The following is a 22,500-nucleotide window of genomic DNA, read 5'->3' as shown; positions in this document are numbered from 1 at the left end:
TGCGCGCGATCAGCGATGAGTGTCGCCAAGCGACACCGCAGCGTTCATCCGCTGCGCTGTCGCGCCCGCTCTCCGTCGCCGAACGCCTGTCGAAGGCGCAGCGGAGCGGACCGAAGAATTCAGTTGTTGCGCCTTGAGTAAATCACGGTGCCCGGACAGGGGAAAACTCACCGCACGTCGGCGAGCTGCGGATCTTCAGGTTTCGAAAAGTGAATTCGACTTTATTTCTTCGCCGTGTACACGTCGTCTACCTGGACAAACACCGAAATGGGCCCGTTTTCGCCGACAACCCCTGACGACTGCCGATGTCTATCCGTTCACAACCGGTGTCCGGAGAGTTATCCGATCGTCGCCAACCAGTTCTCAAAATGCCGGGTCGGCTCCGACAGGCGCGGTCCACGGCATCGACCATACAAAAAAGTATGGTAACTTTCCGGCCATGGCCTCACCCCCTCTCGCCGACTGCGTGATCACCCCGGAATTCGTCGCACGACTCGCCGATCGTGCCGCTGACGCCGAGGAGTTACGCCGCCTTCCCGACGCCACCGTCACCGATCTCGTCGACTCCGGATTCACCGAACTGCTGGTGCCCGCCCGCTACGGCGGACGCCAGGCCGATTTCCCGGCGATCCTGGATCCGGTGCGGCAGATGGCGCACGGGTGCACGTCGAGCGCCTGGACCATCGGCTTTCTGGCCCTACACAACTGGATGCTGGCTCTGTTCGGCGAGCAGGCCCAGCAGGAGGCCTTCGCCGATCGCCCCTTCTTGGCCCCGGCTCCCCTGGCCCCCACCGGACGAGGCCTGCCGGTCGAGGGCGGCATCCGGCTGACCGGACGATGGTCGTGGGCCACCGGTGTCATGCACGGGAACTGGATCATCGTGGCTGCGCTCTGCGGCCCCGACGATGCGCTGTACCCGGCGTTGGCGTTGCTGCCGATCGGTGACGTGACCGTCGCCGACGTGTGGCACACCGACGGCATGCGCGCCACCGGATCCAACGACGCCATCGCCTCCGACGTCTTCGTGCCCGAGCACCGGCTGGTGAAAGTGCTCGACATCTATTCCGGTACCGCTCCGGGCGCGGGGTTGCACGACAGCGCTACCTACCGCTGGCCGATGGTGCCCGCGCTGGCCCAGCTGGCGGCGATGCCCGCGCTGGGCAGCGCCGAGCGGGTCACCGAGATCTACGCGCAGCGGTTGGGCGAACGCGTGCTGCCGTACGAAGGCGTCATGCAGAAGGACAAGCCGATCGCCCAGGCCCATCTGGCCGGAGCCCAGGTCCGGTTGCGCGCTGTGCGGGCCCTGCTGGCCGATACGGTCGGCGAAATCGAGAGCATCGTGGCGTCCGGTGATTCCGTCGAGAGACCGGTACGCGCGCAGGCCCGGCTGGCCGCGGCGCACATCGTCAGCGAATCGCGATCGGTGATTTCCGAGCTGGTGGGGGCCGGCGGCGCCAGCATCCATTTTCTGTCCAGCCCGTTGCAGCGCTTCAAGCGCGACGTCGACGTGCTCGCCGGCCATGTGGTGTTCGATTACGACACCAGCCGCGAGCTGGCCGGGGCACTGGCGCTGGGGATGAAGATTCCCCGGACCTCCATGATCTGACGGGGCTGATCTGACGCGGACTCTGTGCGGTCAGGTCTGCGCCGGACTACTCGACAATGCCTCGGTGACGGCTTCACAGAAGGCGGGCAGATCGTCCGGCGAGCGGCTGGTGATCAGATTGCCGTCGACACAGACCTCCTGGTCGACCACGGTCGCGCCGGCGTTGCGCAGATCGGTACGGATACTCGGATAGCTCGTCAGCCTGCGGTCGCCGACGACGCCGGCCTCCGCCAGGGTCCACGGGCCGTGGCAGATGGCCGCGACCGGCTTGCCGGACCGCACGAAGTCGCCGACGAAGGCCACCGCCTTCTCGTCGAGCCTCAGCTTGTCCGGGTTCACCGTGCCGCCCGGCAGGATCAGCGCGTCGAATTCGTCGACCCGCACGTCGCCGACCTTGCGGTCCACCGGGAAGGTGCCCGCCGGCTCGAGATCGTGATCGCGGGCCTGGATTTCGCCGTCCGCCAGGGACAGCAACTCGACGCGACCGCCCGCGTTCTCCACCGCGGTGCGTGGTTGTTCGAGTTCGACGCGCTCCACCCCGTCTGCAGCGAGGATCGCGACCCGACGGCCTTCTAATTCCTTGAGCATCTTGAAGATCCTTTCGTTCACACCCGTCCAACGGCGGCCAGATGACCTGTGCGCCGCGGGGATTCGCCGTGCCGGCGCGGGGAATTCGTGCCCGGTGGCTACCCCGGCGAGCCGAACCCGAAACAGCGAGATCGGTGGCTGCAGACCCTTGCCAACCGGCCTGAACAAAAAGTAAAGTCACTTTCAGTTTTGTTGGAGACCTTCCGGGGAGTTGAGCATGGAATCCTTCGTTCACCTGCGTAAAGGCAAAACCCCCAAGCGGGTGCACGCCGATCTCGACGGACTCAAAGACGATGAACTCGGCCGCGGCGGCTTCGTCGGGCGCACCGCCAACATGTACCGGCGCAACGACCCCACCGCCTACCGCACCGTCGGCCCCCTGCGCCCCACCGACGTACTTTCCAGCGAGCTCAAGCCCAGCGATGCCACCGATGCGCACGGCGGCCCGTTGTTGATGTTCTCCAATGCCGACTGCCAGGTGCTGCTGAGCCGGCGCACCGAGGAGATGCCGTTCTTCGTCCGCTACGTCGACGGCGACCTGTTGATCTTCGTGCACAAGGGCGCGGGCCTGCTGGAGACCGAGTTCGGCCCGTTGCGCTATCGCGAGGGCGACTGGGTGTACATCCCCAAGGCCTGCACGTTCCGTCAGGTGCCCGACGAGGAATCGACCTGGCTGATGATCCAGGCCACCGACGACTTCCGGGTCCCTCCGGCCGGCACCCTGGGCCGCCATTTCCCGTTCGACCCGGCGCAGGTGACCATTCCGGAACCGGCTCCCATCGACGATGACGGGCGGGACGAGTACGAGGTCCGGCTCATTCATGACGAGGGTCCGACTTCGCTGTTCTACCAACACAATCCCCTTGACGTGGAAGGCTGGCGGGGCGACAACTTCCCGTTCACCTTCAACATCGAGGACTACACGGTCATCACCTCCGAGAGCGTGCATCTGCCACCGACGGTGCACCTCTTCATGCAGGCCACCGGCGTGTACGTGATGAACTTCCTGCCCAAGCCCGCCGAGAGCGTGCCAGGCACCGAGCGCACCCCGTGGTATCACCGCAACGTCGACTACGACGAGATCGCGTTCTTCCACGGCGGAACCCTCTACGGCATCCCCATGCCACCCGGGCTGGTTTCCCATGCACCGCAAGGTGTTCACCACGGCGCACCCGAGAAGGCCCGGGAACGCGCCCGCCGCAAGTTCGACGACTACGACCGGGTGGACTGGTCGGTGATCGCCATCGACACCCGTCGTCGTCTCATCCCGTCCGCCGAAATCCTCGCCAACGATCTGGGGCAGCACTAGTGAGCACTGTTACCGAAGCACCTGTGAAACACGAGTACGACCGCATCCCGTATCTGGTTGCCTACCAGAACAACTCGTCGGTGCGCGACGTGTACGGCGGGGTGGCCGAGCTGGTGGTGTTGGAAAGCTACCTGCTGCGCCCCAAATCCAAGCCGTCAGACACCGTGCTGGTCTTCATGCATCCGATCGGCGGCGGCGCCTACCTGCCGATGATCAACGCGCTGGCCCGGGCCGGCCACCACGTCATCTACTGCAACAGCCGGTTCCGCGGCACCGACTCGGCGCTGCTGATGGAAAAAGTGGTCGAGGATCTCGGCGAGTGCATCAAGGACGCGAAAAACCGACTGGGCTACGACAAGGTGGTGCTGGCCGGCTGGAGCGGAGGCGGCTCACTGTCGGTGTTCTACCAACAGCAGGCGCAGAATCCGACCGTCACGGCCAGCCCGTCCGGGGACGGTCCCGATCTGACCAAACTCGGCTTGATTCCGGCCGACGGCATCATGCTGCTGGCCGCACACATCAGCCGGCACGGCACCATGACGGAGTGGATGGACGCTTCCATCCTCGACGAGAACGACCCCACCAAGCGGGACCCGGAATTGGACCTCTACAACCCGGACAACCCCAACCAGCCGCCGTACACGCCGGAGTTCCTGGAGCGATATCACGCCGCGCAGATCGCCCGCAACCGGCGAATCACCAAGTGGGTCAAGGAAAAGCTGGCCGAGCTGAAGGCAGCGGGACGGCCTGATGACGAGTTCGCCTTCGTGGTGCACGGCACCATGGCCGATCCGCGCTGGCTGGATCCCACCGTCGACCCCAACGACCGCAAGCCCGGCACCTGCTACCTGGGCGACCCGCAGGTGGTCAACATGAGCCCGGTCGGCCTGGCCCGGTTCTGCACCCTGCGCAGCTGGTTGTCGCAGTGGAGTTACGACGACGCCAACGGCGACGCCGTGAAGGCCGGCCCGGACATCGCGGTGCCCACCCTGGTGATCGGCAACCTGGCCGACGATGCCTGTACGCCCAGCCACACCCGCCGGCTGTACGAGGCGATCGGCCACGAGGACAAGGAGATTCACGAGATCCCCGGCGCCAACCACTACTACTCGGGTCCAGACCAGCGGGGCACGCTGCGCCAGGCGGTCGGCATCTGTACGGATTGGCTGCATCGACACGGGTTTTCAGCATGACGACTGGGGCGCTGGACGGCATCCGGGTGATCGAGCTCGGCACCCTGATCTCGGGGCCGTTCGCCGGCCGGCTGCTCGGCGACATGGGCGCCGAGGTCATCAAGATCGAGCTGCCCACCACTCCGGACCCGCTGCGCACGTGGGGGCAGGCCGAGCTCGACGGGCACCACTTCTTCTGGACTGTGCACGCCCGCAACAAGAAGGCCGTCACCCTGGACCTGCGCACCACCAAGGGTCGGGAGCTGTTTCTCGAGCTGGTCGCCCAGTCCGACATCATCGTGGAGAACTTCCGGCCCGGCACCTTGGAGAAGTGGGATCTGGGTTACGACGTTCTGCGCGATCGCAATAAGGGCATCATCCTCGTGCGGGTCTCCGGCTACGGCCAAACTGGGCCCGACGCCGGCAAGGCCGGGTATGCCTCGGTGGCCGAGGCCTCCAGCGGACTGCGCCACATGAACGGGTTTCCCGGCGGTCCCCCACCACGGCTCGCCCTTTCGTTGGGTGACAGCCTGGCCGGCATGTTCGCCGCTCAGGGCGCACTGGCCGCACTGTACCGGCGGACCGTCACCGGCGAGGGCCAGATCGTGGACACTGCCCTGACCGAAAGTTGTCTGGCCATCCAGGAATCCACGATCCCCGACTACGACGTCGGTGGTGTGGTGCGCGGCCCGTCGGGCACCCGGCTGGAGGGCATCGCACCGTCGAACATCTACCAGAGCGCCAACGGCAGCTGGGTGGTGATCGCGGCCAACCAGGACACGGTGTTCCGGCGGCTGTGTGCGGCGATGGGGCGACCCGAGCTCGCCACCGACGACCGGTTTGTCAATCACATTGCCCGAGGCCGTAATCAAGACGAGCTGGACAAGATCATCGGAGATTGGGCAGCCGAGCGCCCGCCGGCCGAGATCATCGAAACGCTGTCGCAGGCCGGGGTGATCAGCGGTCCGATCAACACCGTGGCCGAGGTCGTGGAGGATCCACAACTGCAGGCCCGCGGCATGATCGCCGACCACTGGGACGAACGCGTGCAGCGCAACGTCAAAGGCCCCGGCATCGTGCCGGTGCTGTCGGAGTCCCCCGGCACCATCCGCAATGCCGGTTCCGCCCGACCCGGCCAGCACAACGACGAGGTGTTCGCCGGACTACTGGGCCACAGTGCCGAGGAACTGGAATCGCTTCGCACCGAGGGGGTCCTGTGAGCTTGCCCGCCAAGGTCGACATCCGCGAGGTATGCCTGCGCGACGGCCTGCAGATCGAAGACCCGATTCCGTTGTCGGCGAAGGTCGCGATCCTGGAAGCCATCGTCGCCACCGGGGTACGTGAGGTCGAGGCGACGGCGTTCGTCTCACCCTCGAAAGTGCCGGCGCTGGCCGACGCGGCCGAACTCGCCGAAGAACTGCACCGGTTTCCCGACGTGGAGTTCTCCGCACTCGTAGCCAGCCCCAACGGCGCCAAACGCGCCATCGCCGCCGGCCTGCGCTCGATCGAATACGTGGTGTCGGCCTCGGATGCCCACTCCCAGGCCAACGTCGGACGCAGCTCCGCCGAGGCAACCGCACAGATCGCCGACATCGTGGCCATCGCCCGCGACAGCCGCACGTCGGTCGAGGTGATCATCGCCACCGCGTGGGACTGTCCCTTCGACGGGCCGACCGATCCGCAGCGAGTGCTCGACATCGTCACCGCGGCAGTCGGATTCGAGGTCAACCGGATCGCGATCGCCGACACCATCGGCACCACCACGCCGCGCCGGGTCAGCACCCTGATCGACAAAGTGAGGCCGCTGATCGCGGACATCCCGCTGGGAGCGCACTTTCACAACACCCGCGGCGCGGGTCTGGCCAGTGCGTACGCAGCAGTGCAGGCCGGCGTCACCCGCCTGGACGCGTCGGTGGGCGGGTTGGGCGGCTGCCCGTTCGCCCCGGGAGCCAGCGGCAACATCGCCACGGAGGACCTGGTCTACATGCTGCGCGACAGCGACATCGCCGTCGATGTCGACCTACCGGCCGCCATCGAGGCCGCCCGCGTCGCACAGGAAGCCGTCGGCCACGAGCTGCCCAGCGCGTTGCTGCGGGCCGGCGACCGGATCTTGGTCTGAGGCCTGGAATGACCGCCGCCGAGTTGAGCACCAAGGGCCGCCAGACCCGGTCGGCCATCGAGCTCGCCGCCCGGAAATTGTTCGCCGAACGCGGCTTTCACGGCACCACACTGGCCGACATCACCTCTGCCGCAGGCAAGAGCCCGGCGGTGTTCTATCGCTATTTCAGCGACAAGGAGGATCTGCTGGCCGCGCTGGCCGAATCCTTTCTGCACGACGTCGTCGAACCGTCCGGCCTGAACCTGCACCTGCCCGATTCACCCGAGGACACCGAGTTCTTCACCACGGTCGTCACCGGCTACTGGAACATCTTCAAACAGAACATCGGCATCATGATCGCCGTGGCCCAGCTGGCCGCCACCCAGCAGCGTTTCGCCGATGTGCAGAACAAATTCCGCCGGTTCGGCATCGACATCGTCATCGCGTCGGTGCGCCGCGCCCAGGAGCAGGGACACGCCCAGGGACTGCATCCCGAACATGTGGCGGCGGCCATCGCCCTGCTGTTCGAGAACTTCACCTCGGTGTTCGTCGGCAATTCCGGGCTGGGCATCGAGATCGACGACGCCGACGCCATCGCCACCCTGTCCACCATCTGGAAGAAAACGTTGTACGGCTTCTGACCCGAGAAAGAGGAGTCATCGTGGATTTCGCTTTACCCGAACACCTCACCGATGTCCTCGCCGAGATGGACGAGTTCATCGAGGCCGAGATCAAACCCCTTGAGCGCGAGCACATCCAGTACTTCGACCAACGCCGGGAATATGCCCGGACCGATTGGGACAACGGCGGGGTGCCCGCCCGCGCCTGGGAAGATCTCCTCGACGAGATGCGTCGTCGTGCCGATGCCGCCGGTTGGTTGCGGTACGGGCTGCCCGCCCGCTTCGGCGGCCGCGACGGCAGCAACCTGGACATGGCGGTGATCCGAGAGCACCTCGCGCACAAGGGTCTCGGGCTGCACAACGACCTGCAGGACGAGTCCTCGATCGTGGGGAACTTCCCGCAGGTGATCATGATGGACCGGTTCGGCACCGAGGCCCAGAAGAGCGAATGGGTCGAGGCGATGCTGACCGGAAAGAGGTCGATGGCGTTCGGGTTGACCGAACCCGATCACGGCTCGGATGCCACCTGGCTGGAAACCACCGCCGTGCCCGACGGAGACGGATGGATCATCAACGGGCGCAAGCGGTGGAACACCGGGGTGCACCGGGCCACCCACGACCTCATCTTCGCCCGGACGTCCGGTGAGCCCGGACAGGCCCGCGGGATCACCGCCTTTCTGGTGCCCACCGACGCGCCAGGCTTCACCGTCCCGTTCTACTGGTGGACGTTCAACATGCCCACCGATCACGGCGAGGTGGAACTGAAGGATGTGCGGGTGCCGGCCGACGCGGTACTCGGCCAGGTCGATCACGGTCTCGAGGTCGGGCAGACGTTCCTGCACGAGAACCGGATCCGCCAGGCCGCCAGCAGTCTCGGAGCCGCCCAGTTCTGCATCGACCGGGCCGTCGACTACGCCAACCGCCGCATGGTGTTCGGCAAGCCGCTGGCCGTCAACCAGGCGGTGCAGTGGCCATTGGTCGAGTTGCAGACCGAGGCGCAGATGGTGCGTCTGCTCGTTCGTTACGCCGCAACGCAGCTGGATCAGAACCACCACATGGAAGTGTCGGACAAGGTTTCGATGGCCAACTACCGGGCCAACCGGCTGGTGTGTGAGGCCGCGGACCGGGCGATGCAGGTGCACGGCGGTATCGGCTACAGCCGGCACGAACCGTTCGAGCACATCTATCGCCACCACCGGCGCTATCGCATCACCGAAGGTGCCGAAGAGATCCAGATGCGGCGGGTAGCGCAGCGGCTGTTCGGATTCGGCAAGGGCAAGCGGTGACCGATACCGGCACGCTGGCCGTCCGGTTGGCCGATGTCCTCACCCCGACCCTCGGCGACGGGGTCGCGGTGGAAAACCTGCGTGAACTGACCGGCGGTGCCAGCCGAACCACCTGGTCGTTCGACGCCGTCACCGAATCAGGCCGGCGGCCGCTGATTCTGCGCACCGGGGCGCCCGACGAGGTCCACGCCGGGATGGAGTTGGAAGCCGGGGCACAGCGAGCCGCAGCCGCCGCCGGGGCGCCGGTCCCCCACGTACTGGTGGCCGACGATTCCGTTGCGGCAGTAGGTGAGCCGTTCCTCATCTGTGACTTCATCGGCGGGGAGACGATCGTGCGGCGCATTCAGCGCAGGCTCGACGGTGCCGCGCGGGCCCGGTTGCTGACGCAGTGCGCACAGGCGTTGGCCGCCATCCACCGGGCCGACCCGCCCGTCCTTCCCGGGCTCACCGAGCAGGACCAGATATCTCAGTGGCGAACCCAGCTCGACGAGATGGGCGACACCACCGCCACTTTCGAGTGGGTGTTCCGTTGGCTGGCCGCCAATAGACCGCCGGCCTCACCGCCACGGTTGGTGCACGGCGACTTCCGGATGGGCAACCTGATCGTCGACGATTCCGGCCTGGCCGCCGTGCTGGACTGGGAACTGGTGCACATCGGTGAGGTCTACGAAGATCTGGCCTGGTTCTGCATCCGAGCCTGGCGATTCGGGGCGCCGGCCGACCGCGGCGCCGGCGGGCTGGGCAGCATCGAGAGCTTTCTGGATGCCTACGAGGAGGCCGGGGGCATCAGCCTGGACCGGTCTGCGATCCGCTGGTGGCTGGTGCTGGCCACGCTGCGGTGGGGCATCATCTGCCGCTATCAGGCCGAGCGGCATCTCAGCGGGCAGACCCGCTCGGTGGAGTTGGCCACGATCGGTCGTCGGGTCTGCGAAACCGAGTGGGACCTGTTGGATCTGCTGGACGGGAGCACGTGGTGAGCAACCTCTACGGACGGCCGAGCGCGGCCGAACTCGTCGCCGCGGTCGCAGACTTCCTCGACACCGAGGTGCGGGACGGTGAGACTGTCGCCGCCCCGGTCAGATTCCAGGCCCGCGTCGCCGCCAACGCCCTCCGCATGGTCGAACGTGAGCTTCTGGCTGTCGACGCGCCCGCGGCCGCCGCGTCGGCATTGGCCGCGCTCGGGTTCACCGACGAGGCCGGGTTGGCCTCCGCCATCCGTGCCGGTGAGCTCGATGAGCAAGCCGGCGAGGTGGCGAGCTGCTTGCGCGTCCTGGTCGGTCAACGACTCGCCGCCGCGCATCCCGGATACGAGGCGCAGTGAGCCCCGCCCGCGCCGATTTCCACCCCATGGTCGTGGTCGACGCGCAGGCACCGCCCTGGTGTAGATCTCGGCGTGTGCCGGGCGTGTGCGGGCGCCTCAACCTGAACGGCGGTCGAGGTCAACCCCTACGGAGGAGCCGATGATGTCCCCTACCGAAGTCGAACTCGTCGACAACGTCGCGCATCGACTGTTCGAGGCGATCGAGCGCGGCGACACCGACGGCGTGGCCCGATTGTGGGCCGACGATGTATCGGTATGGCACTCCGGCGATACCAGGGACAACGACCGGGCTCGCGCGTTGAAGGTGATCGACTGGTTCATCAACGCGACCCGCGAGCGCCGGTACGAGGTGCTGGACCGGCAGTTCTTCGACGGCGGCTTCGTGCAACAGCATGTGTTGCACGCCGCCGGACGCGACGGGGCCTCGATCGCGCTGCGGGTATGCATCGTGATCAAAGTGGGTACCGACGGACTGATCCGGCGAATCGACGAGTACTTCGATCCGAAGGACATCGCACCGCTTCTGACCTGAACTGAATCGACAGATGGAGGTTTCATGCCCACGCTCGGCGACATCGTCACCGCGAGCGCCGGAAGCTGGACGCTGGTGCCCGACCGCTCCCGGGTGACGTTCCGGAACAAGACCCTGTGGGGACTGGCCACGGTCAAGGGCCGCTTCACCGAATTCACCGGTTCGGGTTCGGCCGGCGACGACGTGACCGGCCGGGTGGTGATCACGGCCGCGTCGCTGCGAACCGGGATCGGCAAACGCGACGACCATCTGCGGTCCGCCGATTTCTTCGACGTACAGACCCATCCCGACATCACCGTTCAGGTGACAGGATTGTGCCCGGCCAGCGGCGCGGTCGCGCGTCTGGCGACGGTGCTGACGGTGCGAGGGGTGTCGAAAACCATCGAGCTGCCGGTCGATGTGGAGGTGCTCGACGACGGCGCGCTGCAACTCCGCGGCCAGGTGTCGGTCGAACGCGCCGAGTTCGGTGTGTCGGGCGACCTCCTGGGCATGGTGGGTCCGACCGCCACGGTGTCGGGCGAATTGGTCTTCACACGGGACTGATGCGCCGCAACAGAATTCACCCAAGTTCTGCGGTGTGATGCGTCGTCAGCAGTAGCATCGGCACCATGGCCGGCACCGCGCCGCTGCGCATCCTGGTGTACAGCGACAATCCGCGCACCCGCGAACAGGTACGACTCGCCCTTGGCAAACGTGTACACCCCGACCTCCCCGAGCTGGAATACCTCGACATCGCGACCGCACCCGCAGTGGTCTCGCAGATGGACGCCGGGGGCATCGATCTGGCCATTCTCGACGGCGAGGCTACCCCGGCCGGGGGCATGGGCGTGGCCAAGCAACTCAAGGACGAGGTCGCCGAGTGTCCGCCCATCCTGGTGCTGACCGGCCGGCCCGACGACGCCTGGCTGGCTAGCTGGTCACAGGCCGAGGCCGCGGTGCCGCACCCGATCGACCCGATCCGCCTGGGCGACGCAGTGGTGTCGCTGCTGCGCGCGTCGGTGCGGTGATTTTCAGCGAATTTCCCTGCTGCCGTTGACTGTTCACGGCACAGCTGGGGCCGCAGCGACACGCTGCCTCGATATGAAACGATACTAACCAAAATGAGTGGCGTAGGCCGCAAAGCTCGCTAGGCTGTGGGTTAGCTCACATCGACAAGCAGGCGAGGGAGCGATACGCGGCATGAGTTTGTACACGCCCATCCTGGTTCTCGGGGCGATTGCGGCCGCCTTCGCCCTGGTGTCCGTCGGAATCGCGCTCGTCATCGGCCCACGTCGGTACAACCGGTCCAAGCTCGAGGCCTACGAGTGCGGTATCGAACCGATGCAGCCCGGCGCGGCCGGCGTGACCGGCCAGCGCATGCCGATCAGGTATTACCTGACCGCGATGTTGTTCATCGTCTTCGACATCGAAATCGTCTTCCTCTACCCCTGGGCCGTGGCCTTCGACAGTCTCGGGTTGTTCGCGCTGGTGGAGATGCTGCTGTTCATGCTCACGGTGTTCGTGGCGTACGCCTACGTGTGGCGGCGAGGGGGCCTGAATTGGGACTAGAAGAACGGCTACCCGGAGGGATCCTGTTGTCGACGGTGGAGGCCGTCGCCGGATACGTCCGCAAAGGGTCGCTGTGGCCGGCCACCTTCGGGCTCGCGTGTTGCGCAATCGAGATGATGTCGACGGCCGGGCCGCGCTTCGACATCGCCCGCTTCGGCATGGAGCGGTTCTCGGCCACCCCGCGTCAGGCCGATCTGATGATCGTGGCGGGGCGGGTGAGCCAGAAGATGGCCCCGGTGCTGCGGCAGATCTACGACCAGATGGCCGAGCCGAAATGGGTGCTGGCCATGGGGGTTTGCGCCTCATCCGGGGGAATGTTCAACAACTACGCGGTGGTCCAGGGCGTGGACCATGTGGTTCCGGTAGACATCTACCTGCCCGGCTGCCCACCACGACCGGAAATGCTGCTGCACGCAATCCTCAAGCTGCACGACAAGATTCAGCAGATGCCGCTCGGGGTGAACCGCGCCGAGGCCATCCGCGAGGCCGAACAGGCGGCGCTGGCCGTGCCGCCGACCATCGAACTCAAGGGGTTGTTGCGGTGAACACGCCCGACGGGAACGGCACCGGCACCGATGGCGGGGAGGTGATCGGGACCCGTCGCGGCATGTTCGGAGCGTCGGGCACCGGGGACACGTCGGGCTACGGCCGGCTGGTGCGTCCGGTGGCGTTGCCCGGAAGCTCCCCGCGGCCCTACGGCCACTACTTCGACGAGGTGATCGACCGTCTCGCCGAGGTACTCGGCGAGGAACGCTATGCGGTCTCCATCGAACGCGTCGTGGTCTATCGCGACGAACTCACCTTGGAGGTCAGCCGGGTGCAACTGCCCGCGGTCGCCAGTGTGTTGCGCGACGATCCGCACCTGCGGTTCGAGATGTGCCTCGGTGTGAGCGGTGTGCATTACCCCGGCGACACCGGTCGCGAACTGCATGCCGTGTACCCGCTGATGTCGATCACCCACAACCGCAGGATCCGGTTGGAAGTTGCGGCGCCGGACGCCGATCCGCATATCCCGTCGCTGTATGCGGTGTACCCGACCACCGATTGGCATGAGCGTGAGACCTACGACTTCTTCGGCATCGTCTTCGACGGACATCCCGCACTGACCCGCATCGAGATGCCCGACGACTGGGTGGGTCACCCACAGCGCAAGGACTATCCACTGGGCGGAATTCCGGTCGAGTATCACGGCGCGCAGATCCCGCCGCCCGATCAGCGGAGGTCCTACAACTGATGAGCACCGAATCCCCCGTCGTGGTGGTCGGCGGACAGGACTGGGACGACGTGGTGGCCGCGGCTCGTGAGCACGCGGGTGAACGCATCGTGGTCAACATGGGACCGCAACACCCGTCGACGCACGGGGTGCTCAGGTTGATCCTCGAGATCGAAGGCGAGATCATCACCGAAGCCCGTTGCGGGATCGGTTATCTGCACACCGGTATCGAGAAGAACCTGGAATACCGGAACTGGACGCAGGGCGTCACGTTCGTCACCCGCATGGACTACCTCTCACCGTTCTTCAACGAGACCGCGTACTGCCTGGGCGTCGAGAAGTTGCTCGGCGTCACCGACGATATTCCGCCGCGCGCCAGCGTGATCCGGGTGATGCTCATGGAGCTCAACCGCATATCCTCGCATCTGGTGGCGTTGGCCACCGGCGGGATGGAACTCGGTGCGATGAGCGCGATGTTCTACGGCTTTCGGGAACGCGAGGAGATCCTGCGGGTCTTCGAGTCGATCACCGGGCTGCGGATGAACCACGCCTACATCCGGCCGGGCGGGCTGGCCGCCGATCTTCCCGACGACGCGCTCAGCCAGGTGCGGGCGCTGCTCGATCTGTTGCCGAAACGCTTGGGCGACTTGGAGGATCTGCTCAACGAGAACTACATCTGGAAGGCCCGCACCGTCGGCGTGGGGTACCTCGACCTGACCGGTTGTGTCGCGTTGGGAATCACCGGCCCGGTGTTGCGCTCGACCGGGCTCCCCCACGATCTACGGCGCGCGCAACCGTACTGTGGTTACCAGGACTATGAATTCGACGTGATCACCGATGACCGCTGTGACTCCTACGGCCGCTACATCATCCGCGTCAAGGAGATGCGGGAGTCGCTCAAGATCGTCGAGCAGTGTGTGGACCGGCTCGAGAAGATGGGCGACGGTCCGGTGATGATCAACGACAAGAAGCTGGCCTGGCCTGCCGATCTCAAGGTGGGCCCCGATGGACTGGGCAACTCCCCCGAACACATCGCGAGGATCATGGGCCACTCGATGGAAGGGCTGATCCACCACTTCAAGCTCGTCACCGAGGGGATCCGGGTACCGGCCGGACAGTGCTACGTCGCGGTCGAGTCCCCGCGCGGTGAACTCGGCGTGCACATGGTCTCGGACGGCGGTACCCGGCCCTACCGGGTGCACTATCGCGACCCGTCGTTCACGAATCTGCAAGCGGTGGCGGCGATGTGTGAGGGCGGCATGGTCGCCGATGCGATCGCGGCGGTGGCGTCGATTGATCCGGTGATGGGTGGGGTGGACCGCTAATGAGCGCTTGCGCGAAGAACAAACAGCCTGTGAGCGCTTGCGCGAAGAGGAGACAGCACGGATGACTGACGTCTTCATTCAACTGGGGCAACGCCCCGATGAAGCGGGCCCGCCGATCAACGGGCTCGCCGCGTATCCGGACGACGTGACGGAGCGGTTGTCCGTCGACGCAGGACAGATCATCGGCCGCTATCCTCACGCCCGCTCCGCCCTGTTACCACTGCTGCATCTGGTCCAAGCCGAGGACGGTTGCCTCACGCCGGCCGGAATCCGTTTCTGCGCAATGATGTTGGACCTGACCGATGCCGAGGTCACCGCGGTGGCCACGTTTTACTCGATGTACCGGCGCACCCCGACGGGCGACTACCTCGTCGGGGTGTGCACCAACACGCTGTGCGCAATCATGGGTGGGGACGCGATCCTGGACGCGCTGCAGGATCATCTCTACATCCACGCCGGCGAAACCACCCCCGACGGTCGGGTCACTCTCGAGCACGTCGAGTGCAACGCCGCATGTGATTATGCCCCGGTCGTGATGGTCAACTGGGAGTTCTACGACAACCAGACCCCGTCGTCGGCACGGGATCTCGTCGACGGATTACGCGACGGGACACCGCCGGCACCGACGCGCGGGGCGCCGCTGTGCACCTTTCGAGAAACCGCGCGCACCTTGGCCGGGCTGAACAACCCGCACGTTCCCGGCGGTGCCCCGGGGGTGGCCTCGTTGGCGGGATTACGTGAAGCCCGGCAACGCGGAATGGCCACTCCGGAGGCAGGACCGACCGCATGACGCCACTGACCCCGGTACTGAGCCGATTCTGGGACGAACCAGAACCGTGGACGTTGGACACTTACCGCCGTCACGACGGGTACCGCGGTCTACAGCGGGCCCTGGCAATGGGACCGGATGATGTGATCGCACTGGTGAAGGATTCTGGGCTGCGCGGACGGGGCGGCGCCGGGTTCCCGACCGGGACCAAGTGGTCGTTCATTCCGCAAGGCGAGGAAGGCGCCGGCGCCAAGCCGCATTATCTGGTGGTCAACGCCGACGAGTCCGAACCTGGCACCTGCAAGGACATTCCGCTCCTGCTGACCACGCCGCACTTCCTGGTCGAGGGCGTCGTCATCGCGTCATACGCAATCCGAGCCCGGCACGCGTTCATCTACGTCCGCGGCGAGGTGGTACCGGTGTTGCGTCGATTGCAGGCCGCGGTCGCCGAAGCGTACACGGCCGGATATCTGGGCGCGGACATCCTCGGCTCGGGCTTCGACCTGGACGTCACGGTGCACGCCGGTGCCGGCGCCTACATCTGTGGTGAGGAGACCGCACTCCTCGATTCTCTGGAGGGCCGACGGGGCCAACCACGTTTGCGTCCACCGTTTCCCGCTGTCGCCGGTCTGTATGCCTGCCCCACGGTGGTCAACAACGTCGAGTCGATCGCCAGCGTGCCACCGATCATGGCCAACGGAGTGGACTGGTTCCGCTCGATGGGGTCGGAAAAATCACCGGGCTTCACGTTGTATTCGTTGTCCGGTCACGTCAACCGGCCCGGCCAATACGAGGCGCCGCTCGGCATCACGCTGCGCGAGCTGCTCGACTATGCCGGGGGCGTGCGCGACGGGCACACCCTGAAGTTCTGGACCCCGGGCGGTTCGTCGACCCCGTTGTTGACGGCCGAACACATCGACGTGCCATTGGATTACGAGGGCATGGCTTCCGTCGGGTCCATGCTCGGCACCAAGGCCCTGCAAATCTTCGACGAGACTACCTGCGTGGTGCGGGCGGTGCGGCGCTGGACACAGTTCTACGCCCACGAGTCATGCGGCAAATGCACACCGTGCCGCGAGGGTACGTACTGGCTGGCCCAGATCTATGCGCGGCTGGAAAGCGGGACTGGGACTCAGTCCGACATCGACAAGCTGCTCGACATCTCCGACACCATCTTCGGAAAGTCGTTCTGCGCCTTGGGTGACGGCGCAGCCAGCCCGGTCATGTCCTCGATCAAGCAGTTCCGCGACGAGTATGTGGCGCACCTGGAGGGCGGTTGCCCGTTCGATCCGCACGCCTCGACCGTGATGGCCACCGAAGGGGCGGGGGCCTGAATGTTTTTTGCCGCGAGCAGACGCAAACCCGTACCTTTTTCGCCAAAAAGGTACGGGTATGCGTCTGCTCGCGGAAGGAAAGGGAGGTGTGCATGACGCTGGCCGAGCCGACCAAGGACACCCCACCCGTGGAGATGGTGTCGCTGACGATCGACGGTGAGCAGGTCAGTGTGCCCAAGGGCACGTTGGTGATCCGCGCCGCCGAGCTGATGGGAATCCAGATCCCCCGGTTCTGTGATCACCCGTTGCTCGATCCGGTGGGCGCCTGCCGCCAGTGCCTGGTGGAGGTCGAGGGCCAGCGCAAACCGATGGCCTCGTGCACCACCACGGTCAGCCCGGACATGGTGGTCCACACCCAGTTCAGCTCCGAGGCGGCCGACAAGGCACAGCGCGGGGTGATGGAGCTGCTCCTGATCAACCACCCGCTGGACTGCCCGATCTGCGACAAAGGCGGGGAATGCCCACTGCAGAACCAGGCAATGTCCAACGGGCGTCCGGAGACCCGGTTCGAGGATGTCAAGCGGACGTTCCCCAAACCGATCAGCATCTCCGCTCAGGTGCTGTTGGACCGCGAACGTTGCGTGCTGTGTGCACGGTGCACCCGGTTCTCCGCCCAGATCGCCGGCGATCCGTTCATCGACCTACTGGAACGCGGTGCGCTGCAACAGGTCGGCATCGCCCCAGGCGAACCGTTCCAGTCCTACTTCTCCGGCAACACAGTCCAGATCTGCCCAGTGGGAGCTCTCACCGGGACGGCCTACCGGTTCCGAGCCCGGCCGTTCGACCTGGTGTCCAGCCCCAGCGTCTGTGAACACTGCGCGTCGGGGTGCGCGCAGCGCACCGACCACCGGCGCGGAAAAGTCCTGCGCCGCTTGGCCGGTGACGATCCCGAGGTCAACGAGGAATGGAACTGCGACAAGGGCCGGTGGGCCTTCACCTACGCAACCGTCGGTGACCGGATCACCACACCGTTGGTCCGCGAGGACGGGGTGTTGCGGCCGGCCTCGTGGTCGGAGGCGCTGACCGTGGCCGGGGCCGGCCTGCTGGCCGCTGGGTCGAACACCGGTGTGCTGGTGGGCGGCCGGTGCACCGTGCAGGACGCCTACGCGTATTCGAAGTTCGCGCGAATGGTCCTGAACACCAACGACATCGACTTCCGGGCCCGCCCTCACTCCGGCGAGGAAGCCGAATTCCTGGCGGCCCGGGTCGCCGGACAGCCGATGACGCTGCGGTACGCCGAGCTGGAGAAGGCGCCGACGGTGCTGCTCGTCGGGTTCGAGCCCGAAGAGGAATCGCCGATCGTCTTTCTGCGGCTGCGCAAGGCCGTCCGCAAGAACGGCCTGCAGATCCTCGCGGTTGCTCCGTTCGCCAGCCGGGGGCTGACCAAGCTGACCGGCACGCTGATCCCCACGGTCCCCGGGGCTGAAGCCGTCGCACTAGATGCGCTCGCCGATGACGAGCGGTTGTGCCGCCCCGGCGTGGTCATCCTGATCGGTGAGCGGCTGGCCACCTCTCCGGGAGCGCTGTCGGCCGCGTCGCGGCTGGCCGACGCGACCGGTGCCCGGCTGGCCTGGATTCCGCGGCGGGCCGGTGAGCGCGGGGCGCTGGAGGCCGGTGCGCTGCCCAACCTGCTGCCCGGCGGGCGCCCCGTCGCCGATGCCGAGGCTCGAGCACAGGTTGCGGCGGTGTGGAACACCGATGAGCTACCCGATACCGGAGGCCGCGACACCAACGCCATCGTGGCGGCCGGGGCCGACGGGCGGCTCTCGGCGCTCCTCGTCGGCGGCGTGGAGGTCACCGACCTGCCAGATCCCGCCGCCGCGCTGGCGGCGCTGCGGGCCACCCCGTTCGTGGTGAGCCTGGAATTGCGCGAAAGCGAGGTCACCGCCCTGGCCGATGTGGTGTTCCCGGTGGCTCCGGTGGTCGAAAAAGGCGGCGCATACCTCAACTGGGAAGGCAGGATTCGGCCGTTCATGCCGGCGCTGCAGACCAACGCCATCCCCGATCTACGGGTGTTGCACTATCTCGCCGATGAGATCGGCATCGACCTTGGTCTGACCGGCGCCGAGGCCGCCGACCATGAGCTGGCGCAGCTCGGTGCGTGGACCGCAGCCCGCCCCGCCGCACCGTCGGTCCCAGCTGAGCCACTTGCCACCCCCGGTGCCGGGCAGGCCGTTCTCGCCAGTTGGCGGCTGCTGCTGGACGCCGGACGGCTTCAGGATGGTGAACCGTATCTGGCCGGCACCGCGGTGGGCCCGGTCGCGCGGATCTCGGCGAACACAGCGTGCGAAATCGGTGCATCAACGGATGACTCGGTGCTCGTCAGCACCGATCGCGGATCGATCACCTTGCCGCTGGCGGTGACCGAGATGCCCGACCGCGTGGTATGGCTGCCCACCAACTCCCCCGGGTCGGCGATCCACCGGCAGCTCGGGGTGAGCCCCGGGGCCGTGGTGTCCATTTCGCCGGCGTCCATTTCGCCGGTGTCGATTTCGCGGACCGTCTCATGACCTATCCCGACCCCACGTTGTTCGGACACGACCCGTGGTGGCTGATCCTGGCCAAGGCGCTCGGTGTGTTCGTCTTCCTGCTGCTGACCGTGCTCGCCGCGATCCTGATCGAACGGAAAATCTTGGGCCGCATGCAGATGCGGCCCGGGCCCAACCGCGTCGGCCCCTGGGGTCTGCTGCAATCGTTGGCCGACGGCGTCAAACTCGCCCTCAAAGAAGGCCTCACCCCGGCCGGCATCGACAAACCCATCTATCTGCTGGCCCCGGTGATCGCGGTGATCCCGGCCTTCATGGCGTTCGCCGTGATCCCCATGGGCGGCGAGGTATCGGTGTTCGGGCACCGCACCGCACTGCAATTGACCGACCTTCCGGTTGCGGTCCTCTATATCCTCGCCGTCACCTCGATCGGGGTGTACGGCATCGTGTTGGCCGGCTGGGCGTCCGGATCGACGTATCCACTGTTGGGTGGGCTTCGGTCCAGCGCGCAGGTGATTTCGTACGAGATCGCGATGGCGTTGTCCTTCGCCGCGGTGTTCCTGTATGCGGGCACCATGTCCACCTCGGGCATCGTGGCCGCCCAGGACCGGACCTGGTATGTCTTCCTGCTCCTGCCATCGTTCGCCGTGTATGTGACCTCGATGGTGGGCGAAACCAACCGGGCGCCTTTCGATCTGCCCGAGGCCGAAGGAGAGCTCGTCGGCGGATTCCACACCGAGTACTCGTCGTTGAAATTCGCGATGTTCATGCTCGCCGAGTACGTCAACATGACCACGGTGTCCGCGCTGGCCACCACCATGTTCCTGGGCGGCTGGCACGCCCCCTTCCCGTTCAACCTGATCGACGGCGCCAACAGCGGCTGGTGGCCGCTGCTGTGGTTCGTCGCCAAGGTGTGGACGTTCATGTTCCTGTACTTCTGGCTGCGCGCGACACTGCCGCGGCTGCGCTACGACCAGTTCATGGCCTTGGGCTGGAAGGTGCTCATCCCGGTGTCGCTGGTCTGGATCATGGTCGTCGCCGTCACCCACAGCCTGCGCGAGCACGGCTACCACAACTGGGCCACCGGTCTGGTGACCACCGCAGTCGTGGTGGTGGCGCTGCTGGCTGCCGCGCTGTGGAAAACGCTGCGCGGCACATCCGTGGCGCCGATACCCGAGCAGAGCGCCGGTGCCTACCCGATACCGCCGCTGCCGAATGCTGGAAAGGAGGCCATCGATGTCTAAGAGGCCCAAATTCCTCGACGCCCTGGCCGGATTCGCGGTCACCTTCGGCTCGATGTTCAAAAAGCCGCTCACCGAAGAGTATCCGGAGAAGCCCGGCCCGGTGGCACCGCGCTACCACGGACGACATCAACTCAACCGCTACCCCGACGGCCTGGAGAAGTGCATCGGTTGCGAGTTGTGCGCCTGGGCCTGCCCGGCCGACGCCATCTACGTCGAAGGCGCCGACAACACCGCCGACGAACGCTTCTCGCCGGGCGAACGATACGGCCGCGTGTACCAGATCAACTACCTGCGTTGCATCGGCTGCGGATTGTGCATCGAAGCCTGCCCGACGCGTGCGCTGACCATGACCAATCAGTACGAGATGGCCGACGACAACCGCTCCGACCTGATCTGGGGCAAGGACAAACTGCTGGCGCCGCTGCAACCGGGCATGCAGCCGCCTCCTCACGACATGGCGCCGGGCAGCACCGACGACGATTACTACCTCGGCCGGATCAACCCGCTGCCCCAGGACGCCCAGTGACTCCGGACGTCCTGTTGCTCGCCGCTGAGAACGCGGCGCGGACCTCGACGTCGGAAGCGGTGCTGTTCTGGATCCTGGGCACCGTGGCGGTCCTGGGCGCCATCGGTGTGGTGGCCGCCCCGAAAGCGGTGTACTCCGCGGTGTTTCTGGCCTGCACCATGATCGCCCTGGCGGTCCTCTACATCGCCCAGGACGCCCTGTTCCTCGGAGTGGTCCAGGTGGTCGTCTACACCGGCGCGGTGATGATGCTGTTCTTGTTCGTGCTGATGCTCATCGGCGTCGACCTGACCGAATCGTTCACGGAAACCATACGGGGACAGCGCCTTGCGGCGTTGGCGGTGGGTGTCGGTTTCGGCATCCTGTTGATCGCCGGGATCGGCAACGTGTCGGTCGCCGGTTTCACCGGTCTGGCCGAGGCAAACAGCGGCGGCAACGTGGAAGGTCTGGCCGCGTTGATCTTCACCCGCTACCTATGGGCATTCGAGTTGACGAGCACCCTGCTGATCACCGCGGCGCTGGGCGCGATGGTGCTGGCGCACCGGGAACGTTTCGAGCGTCGTAAGTCCCAGCGGGAACTGGCCGTGGAACGGTTCCAGCACGGTAGGCACCCGACGCCGTTGCCCAATCCCGGTGTGTACGCCCGACATAACGCTGTCGACGTCCCGGCCCGGCTGCCCGACGGCTCCGATGCGGTGTTGTCGGTCAGCGCCATACTTTCGCAGCGCACGATCAGCAGCTCGGGGAACGGGGAGGGGTGATTTAGTGAATCCTGACAATTATCTGTACCTGTCGGCCCTGTTGTTCACGATCGGGGCGGCCGGAGTGCTGTTGCGGCGCAACGCCATCGTCATGTTCATGTGCGTCGAACTCATGCTCAATGCCGCCAACCTGGCCTTCGTGGCGTTCTCCCGCATGCACGGTCAGCTCGACGGCCAGGTGGTGGCTTTTTTCACGATGGTCGTCGCCGCCTGTGAGGTGGTGGTGGGCCTGGCCATCATCATGACCATCTTCCGTACCCGCCGCTCGGCCTCGGTCGACGACGCCAGCCTGCTGAAGCACTAAGGGCACTATGACGCTGACTGATTGGCTCCCGGTGTGGCTCGTTATCGTCCTGCCTGCTGCCGGAGCAGCGGTCCTGCTGCTCACCGGCAGGCGTTCTGACCGGTGGGGGCATCTGCTCGGGTGTGCCACAGCGCTTGCCGCATTCGCGGTGGGCGTCGTGTTGTTCGTCGAGATGTTGGGCCGCGACGGCGAACACCGCGCACTTTCCGAGAATTTGTTCTCCTGGGTCCCTGTCGCCGGCCTCCAGGTGGATTTCGGCCTGCAGCTTGACCAGTTGTCGGTGTGCTTTGTGCTGCTGATCACCGGTGTCGGCTCGCTGATCCACATCTACTCGATCGGCTATATGGCGCACGACGTGGACCGCAGGCGGTTTTTCGCCTACCTCAACCTGTTTCTGGCCGCCATGCTGCTGCTGGTCCTCGCCGACAACTATCTGGGCCTGTACGCCGGGTGGGAAGGGG

At 66.1% G+C, this 22,500-nt stretch carries 24 protein-coding genes and 1 pseudogene; 24 read left to right on the top strand and 1 reads right to left on the bottom strand.

The window, feature by feature from the left end:
* Positions 1–439 precede the first annotated feature (439 nt).
* Entirely contained in the window at positions 440–1,606 is a 1,167-nt protein-coding gene (locus A5733_RS25625) for an acyl-CoA dehydrogenase family protein (RefSeq protein WP_076242129.1), read from the top strand.
* Between the two features lie 30 nt (positions 1,607–1,636).
* Here the strand turns inward: A5733_RS25625 and A5733_RS25620 are convergent, their stop codons facing one another.
* Positions 1,637–2,194 carry a type 1 glutamine amidotransferase domain-containing protein gene (locus A5733_RS25620; protein ID WP_076242156.1) on the bottom strand — a complete coding sequence of 186 codons (558 nt, stop codon included), beginning with the start codon at positions 2,192–2,194 and terminating at the stop codon, positions 1,637–1,639.
* 217 nt (positions 2,195–2,411) lie between these two features.
* Between A5733_RS25620 and A5733_RS25615 the strand changes: the two genes are divergently transcribed.
* The 23 genes and pseudogenes from A5733_RS25615 to A5733_RS25505 all read left to right on the top strand — a co-directional run.
* On the top strand, positions 2,412–3,503 hold the full coding sequence (locus tag A5733_RS25615) for a homogentisate 1,2-dioxygenase (protein ID WP_067769402.1): 1,092 nt from the start codon (positions 2,412–2,414) through the stop codon (positions 3,501–3,503).
* Positions 3,503–4,696, top strand: a complete 1,194-nt coding sequence (locus A5733_RS25610) for a S9 family peptidase (protein ID WP_076242128.1) — start codon at positions 3,503–3,505, stop codon at positions 4,694–4,696. Before A5733_RS25615 ends, A5733_RS25610 begins: the two co-directional genes overlap by 1 nt.
* Positions 4,693–5,895, top strand: a complete 1,203-nt coding sequence (locus A5733_RS25605; protein WP_067769355.1) for a CaiB/BaiF CoA-transferase family protein — start codon at positions 4,693–4,695, stop codon at positions 5,893–5,895. Before A5733_RS25610 ends, A5733_RS25605 begins: the two co-directional genes overlap by 4 nt.
* On the top strand, positions 5,892–6,794 hold the full coding sequence (locus A5733_RS25600; protein ID WP_076242127.1) for a hydroxymethylglutaryl-CoA lyase: 903 nt from the start codon (positions 5,892–5,894) through the stop codon (positions 6,792–6,794). Before A5733_RS25605 ends, A5733_RS25600 begins: the two co-directional genes overlap by 4 nt.
* A gap of 8 nt (positions 6,795–6,802) precedes the next feature.
* Positions 6,803–7,414, top strand: a complete 612-nt coding sequence (locus A5733_RS25595) for a TetR/AcrR family transcriptional regulator (protein WP_067769359.1) — start codon at positions 6,803–6,805, stop codon at positions 7,412–7,414.
* 20 nt (positions 7,415–7,434) lie between these two features.
* Positions 7,435–8,679 (top strand): acyl-CoA dehydrogenase family protein, encoded by a 1,245-nt coding sequence (locus A5733_RS25590; protein ID WP_076242126.1) that lies wholly within the window; start codon positions 7,435–7,437, stop codon positions 8,677–8,679.
* Positions 8,676–9,656, top strand: coding sequence for a phosphotransferase family protein (locus A5733_RS25585; protein WP_076242125.1), 981 nt, complete (start codon positions 8,676–8,678; stop codon positions 9,654–9,656). The genes A5733_RS25590 and A5733_RS25585 overlap by 4 nt, the downstream gene beginning before the upstream one ends.
* Complete coding sequence (locus A5733_RS25580; RefSeq protein ID WP_082957670.1) at positions 9,653–10,000, top strand: DUF6285 domain-containing protein; 348 nt, start codon at positions 9,653–9,655, stop codon at positions 9,998–10,000. The genes A5733_RS25585 and A5733_RS25580 overlap by 4 nt, the downstream gene beginning before the upstream one ends.
* 139 nt (positions 10,001–10,139) lie before the next feature.
* Complete coding sequence (locus A5733_RS25575; RefSeq protein ID WP_369830976.1) at positions 10,140–10,532, top strand: nuclear transport factor 2 family protein; 393 nt, start codon at positions 10,140–10,142, stop codon at positions 10,530–10,532.
* A gap of 24 nt (positions 10,533–10,556) precedes the next feature.
* Positions 10,557–11,075 (top strand): YceI family protein, encoded by a 519-nt coding sequence (locus A5733_RS25570; RefSeq protein ID WP_076242123.1) that lies wholly within the window; start codon positions 10,557–10,559, stop codon positions 11,073–11,075.
* A 65-nt stretch (positions 11,076–11,140) separates the two neighbouring features.
* The gene (locus tag A5733_RS25565; protein WP_067769367.1) at positions 11,141–11,539 is read left to right on the top strand and encodes a response regulator transcription factor; all 399 of its coding nucleotides are present in this window, start codon (positions 11,141–11,143) and stop codon (positions 11,537–11,539) included.
* A gap of 172 nt (positions 11,540–11,711) precedes the next feature.
* A complete protein-coding gene (locus A5733_RS25560) occupies positions 11,712–12,080 on the top strand; it encodes an NADH-quinone oxidoreductase subunit A (RefSeq protein ID WP_076242122.1) in 369 nt (122 codons plus the stop codon).
* On the top strand, positions 12,071–12,625 hold the full coding sequence (locus A5733_RS25555; protein ID WP_067769371.1) for an NADH-quinone oxidoreductase subunit B family protein: 555 nt from the start codon (positions 12,071–12,073) through the stop codon (positions 12,623–12,625). Before A5733_RS25560 ends, A5733_RS25555 begins: the two co-directional genes overlap by 10 nt.
* Positions 12,622–13,314, top strand: a complete 693-nt coding sequence (locus A5733_RS25550) for an NADH-quinone oxidoreductase subunit C (protein ID WP_076242121.1) — start codon at positions 12,622–12,624, stop codon at positions 13,312–13,314. The genes A5733_RS25555 and A5733_RS25550 overlap by 4 nt, the downstream gene beginning before the upstream one ends.
* Complete coding sequence (nuoD, locus tag A5733_RS25545; RefSeq protein WP_076242120.1) at positions 13,314–14,618, top strand: NADH dehydrogenase (quinone) subunit D; 1,305 nt, start codon at positions 13,314–13,316, stop codon at positions 14,616–14,618. Before A5733_RS25550 ends, nuoD begins: the two co-directional genes overlap by 1 nt.
* 61 nt (positions 14,619–14,679) lie before the next feature.
* Positions 14,680–15,408, top strand: a complete 729-nt coding sequence (gene nuoE / locus A5733_RS25540) for an NADH-quinone oxidoreductase subunit NuoE (RefSeq protein WP_076242119.1) — start codon at positions 14,680–14,682, stop codon at positions 15,406–15,408.
* Positions 15,405–16,721, top strand: a complete 1,317-nt coding sequence (gene nuoF, locus A5733_RS25535) for an NADH-quinone oxidoreductase subunit NuoF (protein WP_076242118.1) — start codon at positions 15,405–15,407, stop codon at positions 16,719–16,721. Before nuoE ends, nuoF begins: the two co-directional genes overlap by 4 nt.
* A 92-nt stretch (positions 16,722–16,813) precedes the next feature.
* Positions 16,814–19,231: an NADH-quinone oxidoreductase subunit G gene (locus A5733_RS25530; protein WP_076242117.1), complete on the top strand. Its 2,418-nt coding sequence runs from the start codon at positions 16,814–16,816 to the stop codon at positions 19,229–19,231.
* Positions 19,228–20,451 carry an NADH-quinone oxidoreductase subunit NuoH gene (gene nuoH / locus A5733_RS25525; protein ID WP_067769381.1) on the top strand — a complete coding sequence of 408 codons (1,224 nt, stop codon included), beginning with the start codon at positions 19,228–19,230 and terminating at the stop codon, positions 20,449–20,451. The genes A5733_RS25530 and nuoH overlap by 4 nt, the downstream gene beginning before the upstream one ends.
* Positions 20,444–20,977 carry an NADH-quinone oxidoreductase subunit NuoI gene (gene nuoI, locus A5733_RS25520; protein ID WP_067769383.1) on the top strand — a complete coding sequence of 178 codons (534 nt, stop codon included), beginning with the start codon at positions 20,444–20,446 and terminating at the stop codon, positions 20,975–20,977. Before nuoH ends, nuoI begins: the two co-directional genes overlap by 8 nt.
* 11 nt (positions 20,978–20,988) lie before the next feature.
* On the top strand, positions 20,989–21,735 hold the full coding sequence (locus A5733_RS25515; RefSeq protein WP_369830977.1) for an NADH-quinone oxidoreductase subunit J: 747 nt from the start codon (positions 20,989–20,991) through the stop codon (positions 21,733–21,735).
* A 4-nt stretch (positions 21,736–21,739) separates the two neighbouring features.
* Positions 21,740–22,039, top strand: a complete 300-nt coding sequence (gene nuoK / locus A5733_RS25510) for an NADH-quinone oxidoreductase subunit NuoK (protein WP_067769387.1) — start codon at positions 21,740–21,742, stop codon at positions 22,037–22,039.
* Between the two features lie 7 nt (positions 22,040–22,046).
* Positions 22,047–22,500, top strand: a pseudogene (locus A5733_RS25505) (NADH-quinone oxidoreductase subunit L); the annotation flags it as partial.

This window comes from Mycobacterium sp. NS-7484 (genome assembly GCF_001953975.1).
Taxonomy (GTDB): domain Bacteria; phylum Actinomycetota; class Actinomycetes; order Mycobacteriales; family Mycobacteriaceae; genus Mycobacterium.
Note: the sequence above shows the minus strand (reverse complement) of the source record. Positions and strands in the feature narration are given on the sequence as shown.

Coding starts and splice junctions, on each gene's coding strand:
- A5733_RS25625 (WP_076242129.1), top strand. CDS start 440: ATGGCCTCACCCCCTCTCGCCGACTGCGTGATCACCCCGGAATTCGTC.
- A5733_RS25620 (WP_076242156.1), bottom strand. CDS start 2,194: ATGCTCAAGGAATTAGAAGGCCGTCGGGTCGCGATCCTCGCTGCAGAC.
- A5733_RS25615 (WP_067769402.1), top strand. CDS start 2,412: ATGGAATCCTTCGTTCACCTGCGTAAAGGCAAAACCCCCAAGCGGGTG.
- A5733_RS25605 (WP_067769355.1), top strand. CDS start 4,693: ATGACGACTGGGGCGCTGGACGGCATCCGGGTGATCGAGCTCGGCACC.
- A5733_RS25595 (WP_067769359.1), top strand. CDS start 6,803: ATGACCGCCGCCGAGTTGAGCACCAAGGGCCGCCAGACCCGGTCGGCC.
- A5733_RS25575 (WP_369830976.1), top strand. CDS start 10,140: ATGATGTCCCCTACCGAAGTCGAACTCGTCGACAACGTCGCGCATCGA.
- A5733_RS25570 (WP_076242123.1), top strand. CDS start 10,557: ATGCCCACGCTCGGCGACATCGTCACCGCGAGCGCCGGAAGCTGGACG.
- A5733_RS25565 (WP_067769367.1), top strand. CDS start 11,141: ATGGCCGGCACCGCGCCGCTGCGCATCCTGGTGTACAGCGACAATCCG.
- A5733_RS25560 (WP_076242122.1), top strand. CDS start 11,712: ATGAGTTTGTACACGCCCATCCTGGTTCTCGGGGCGATTGCGGCCGCC.
- nuoD (WP_076242120.1), top strand. CDS start 13,314: ATGAGCACCGAATCCCCCGTCGTGGTGGTCGGCGGACAGGACTGGGAC.
- nuoE (WP_076242119.1), top strand. CDS start 14,680: ATGACTGACGTCTTCATTCAACTGGGGCAACGCCCCGATGAAGCGGGC.
- nuoF (WP_076242118.1), top strand. CDS start 15,405: ATGACGCCACTGACCCCGGTACTGAGCCGATTCTGGGACGAACCAGAA.
- A5733_RS25530 (WP_076242117.1), top strand. CDS start 16,814: ATGACGCTGGCCGAGCCGACCAAGGACACCCCACCCGTGGAGATGGTG.
- nuoH (WP_067769381.1), top strand. CDS start 19,228: ATGACCTATCCCGACCCCACGTTGTTCGGACACGACCCGTGGTGGCTG.
- nuoI (WP_067769383.1), top strand. CDS start 20,444: ATGTCTAAGAGGCCCAAATTCCTCGACGCCCTGGCCGGATTCGCGGTC.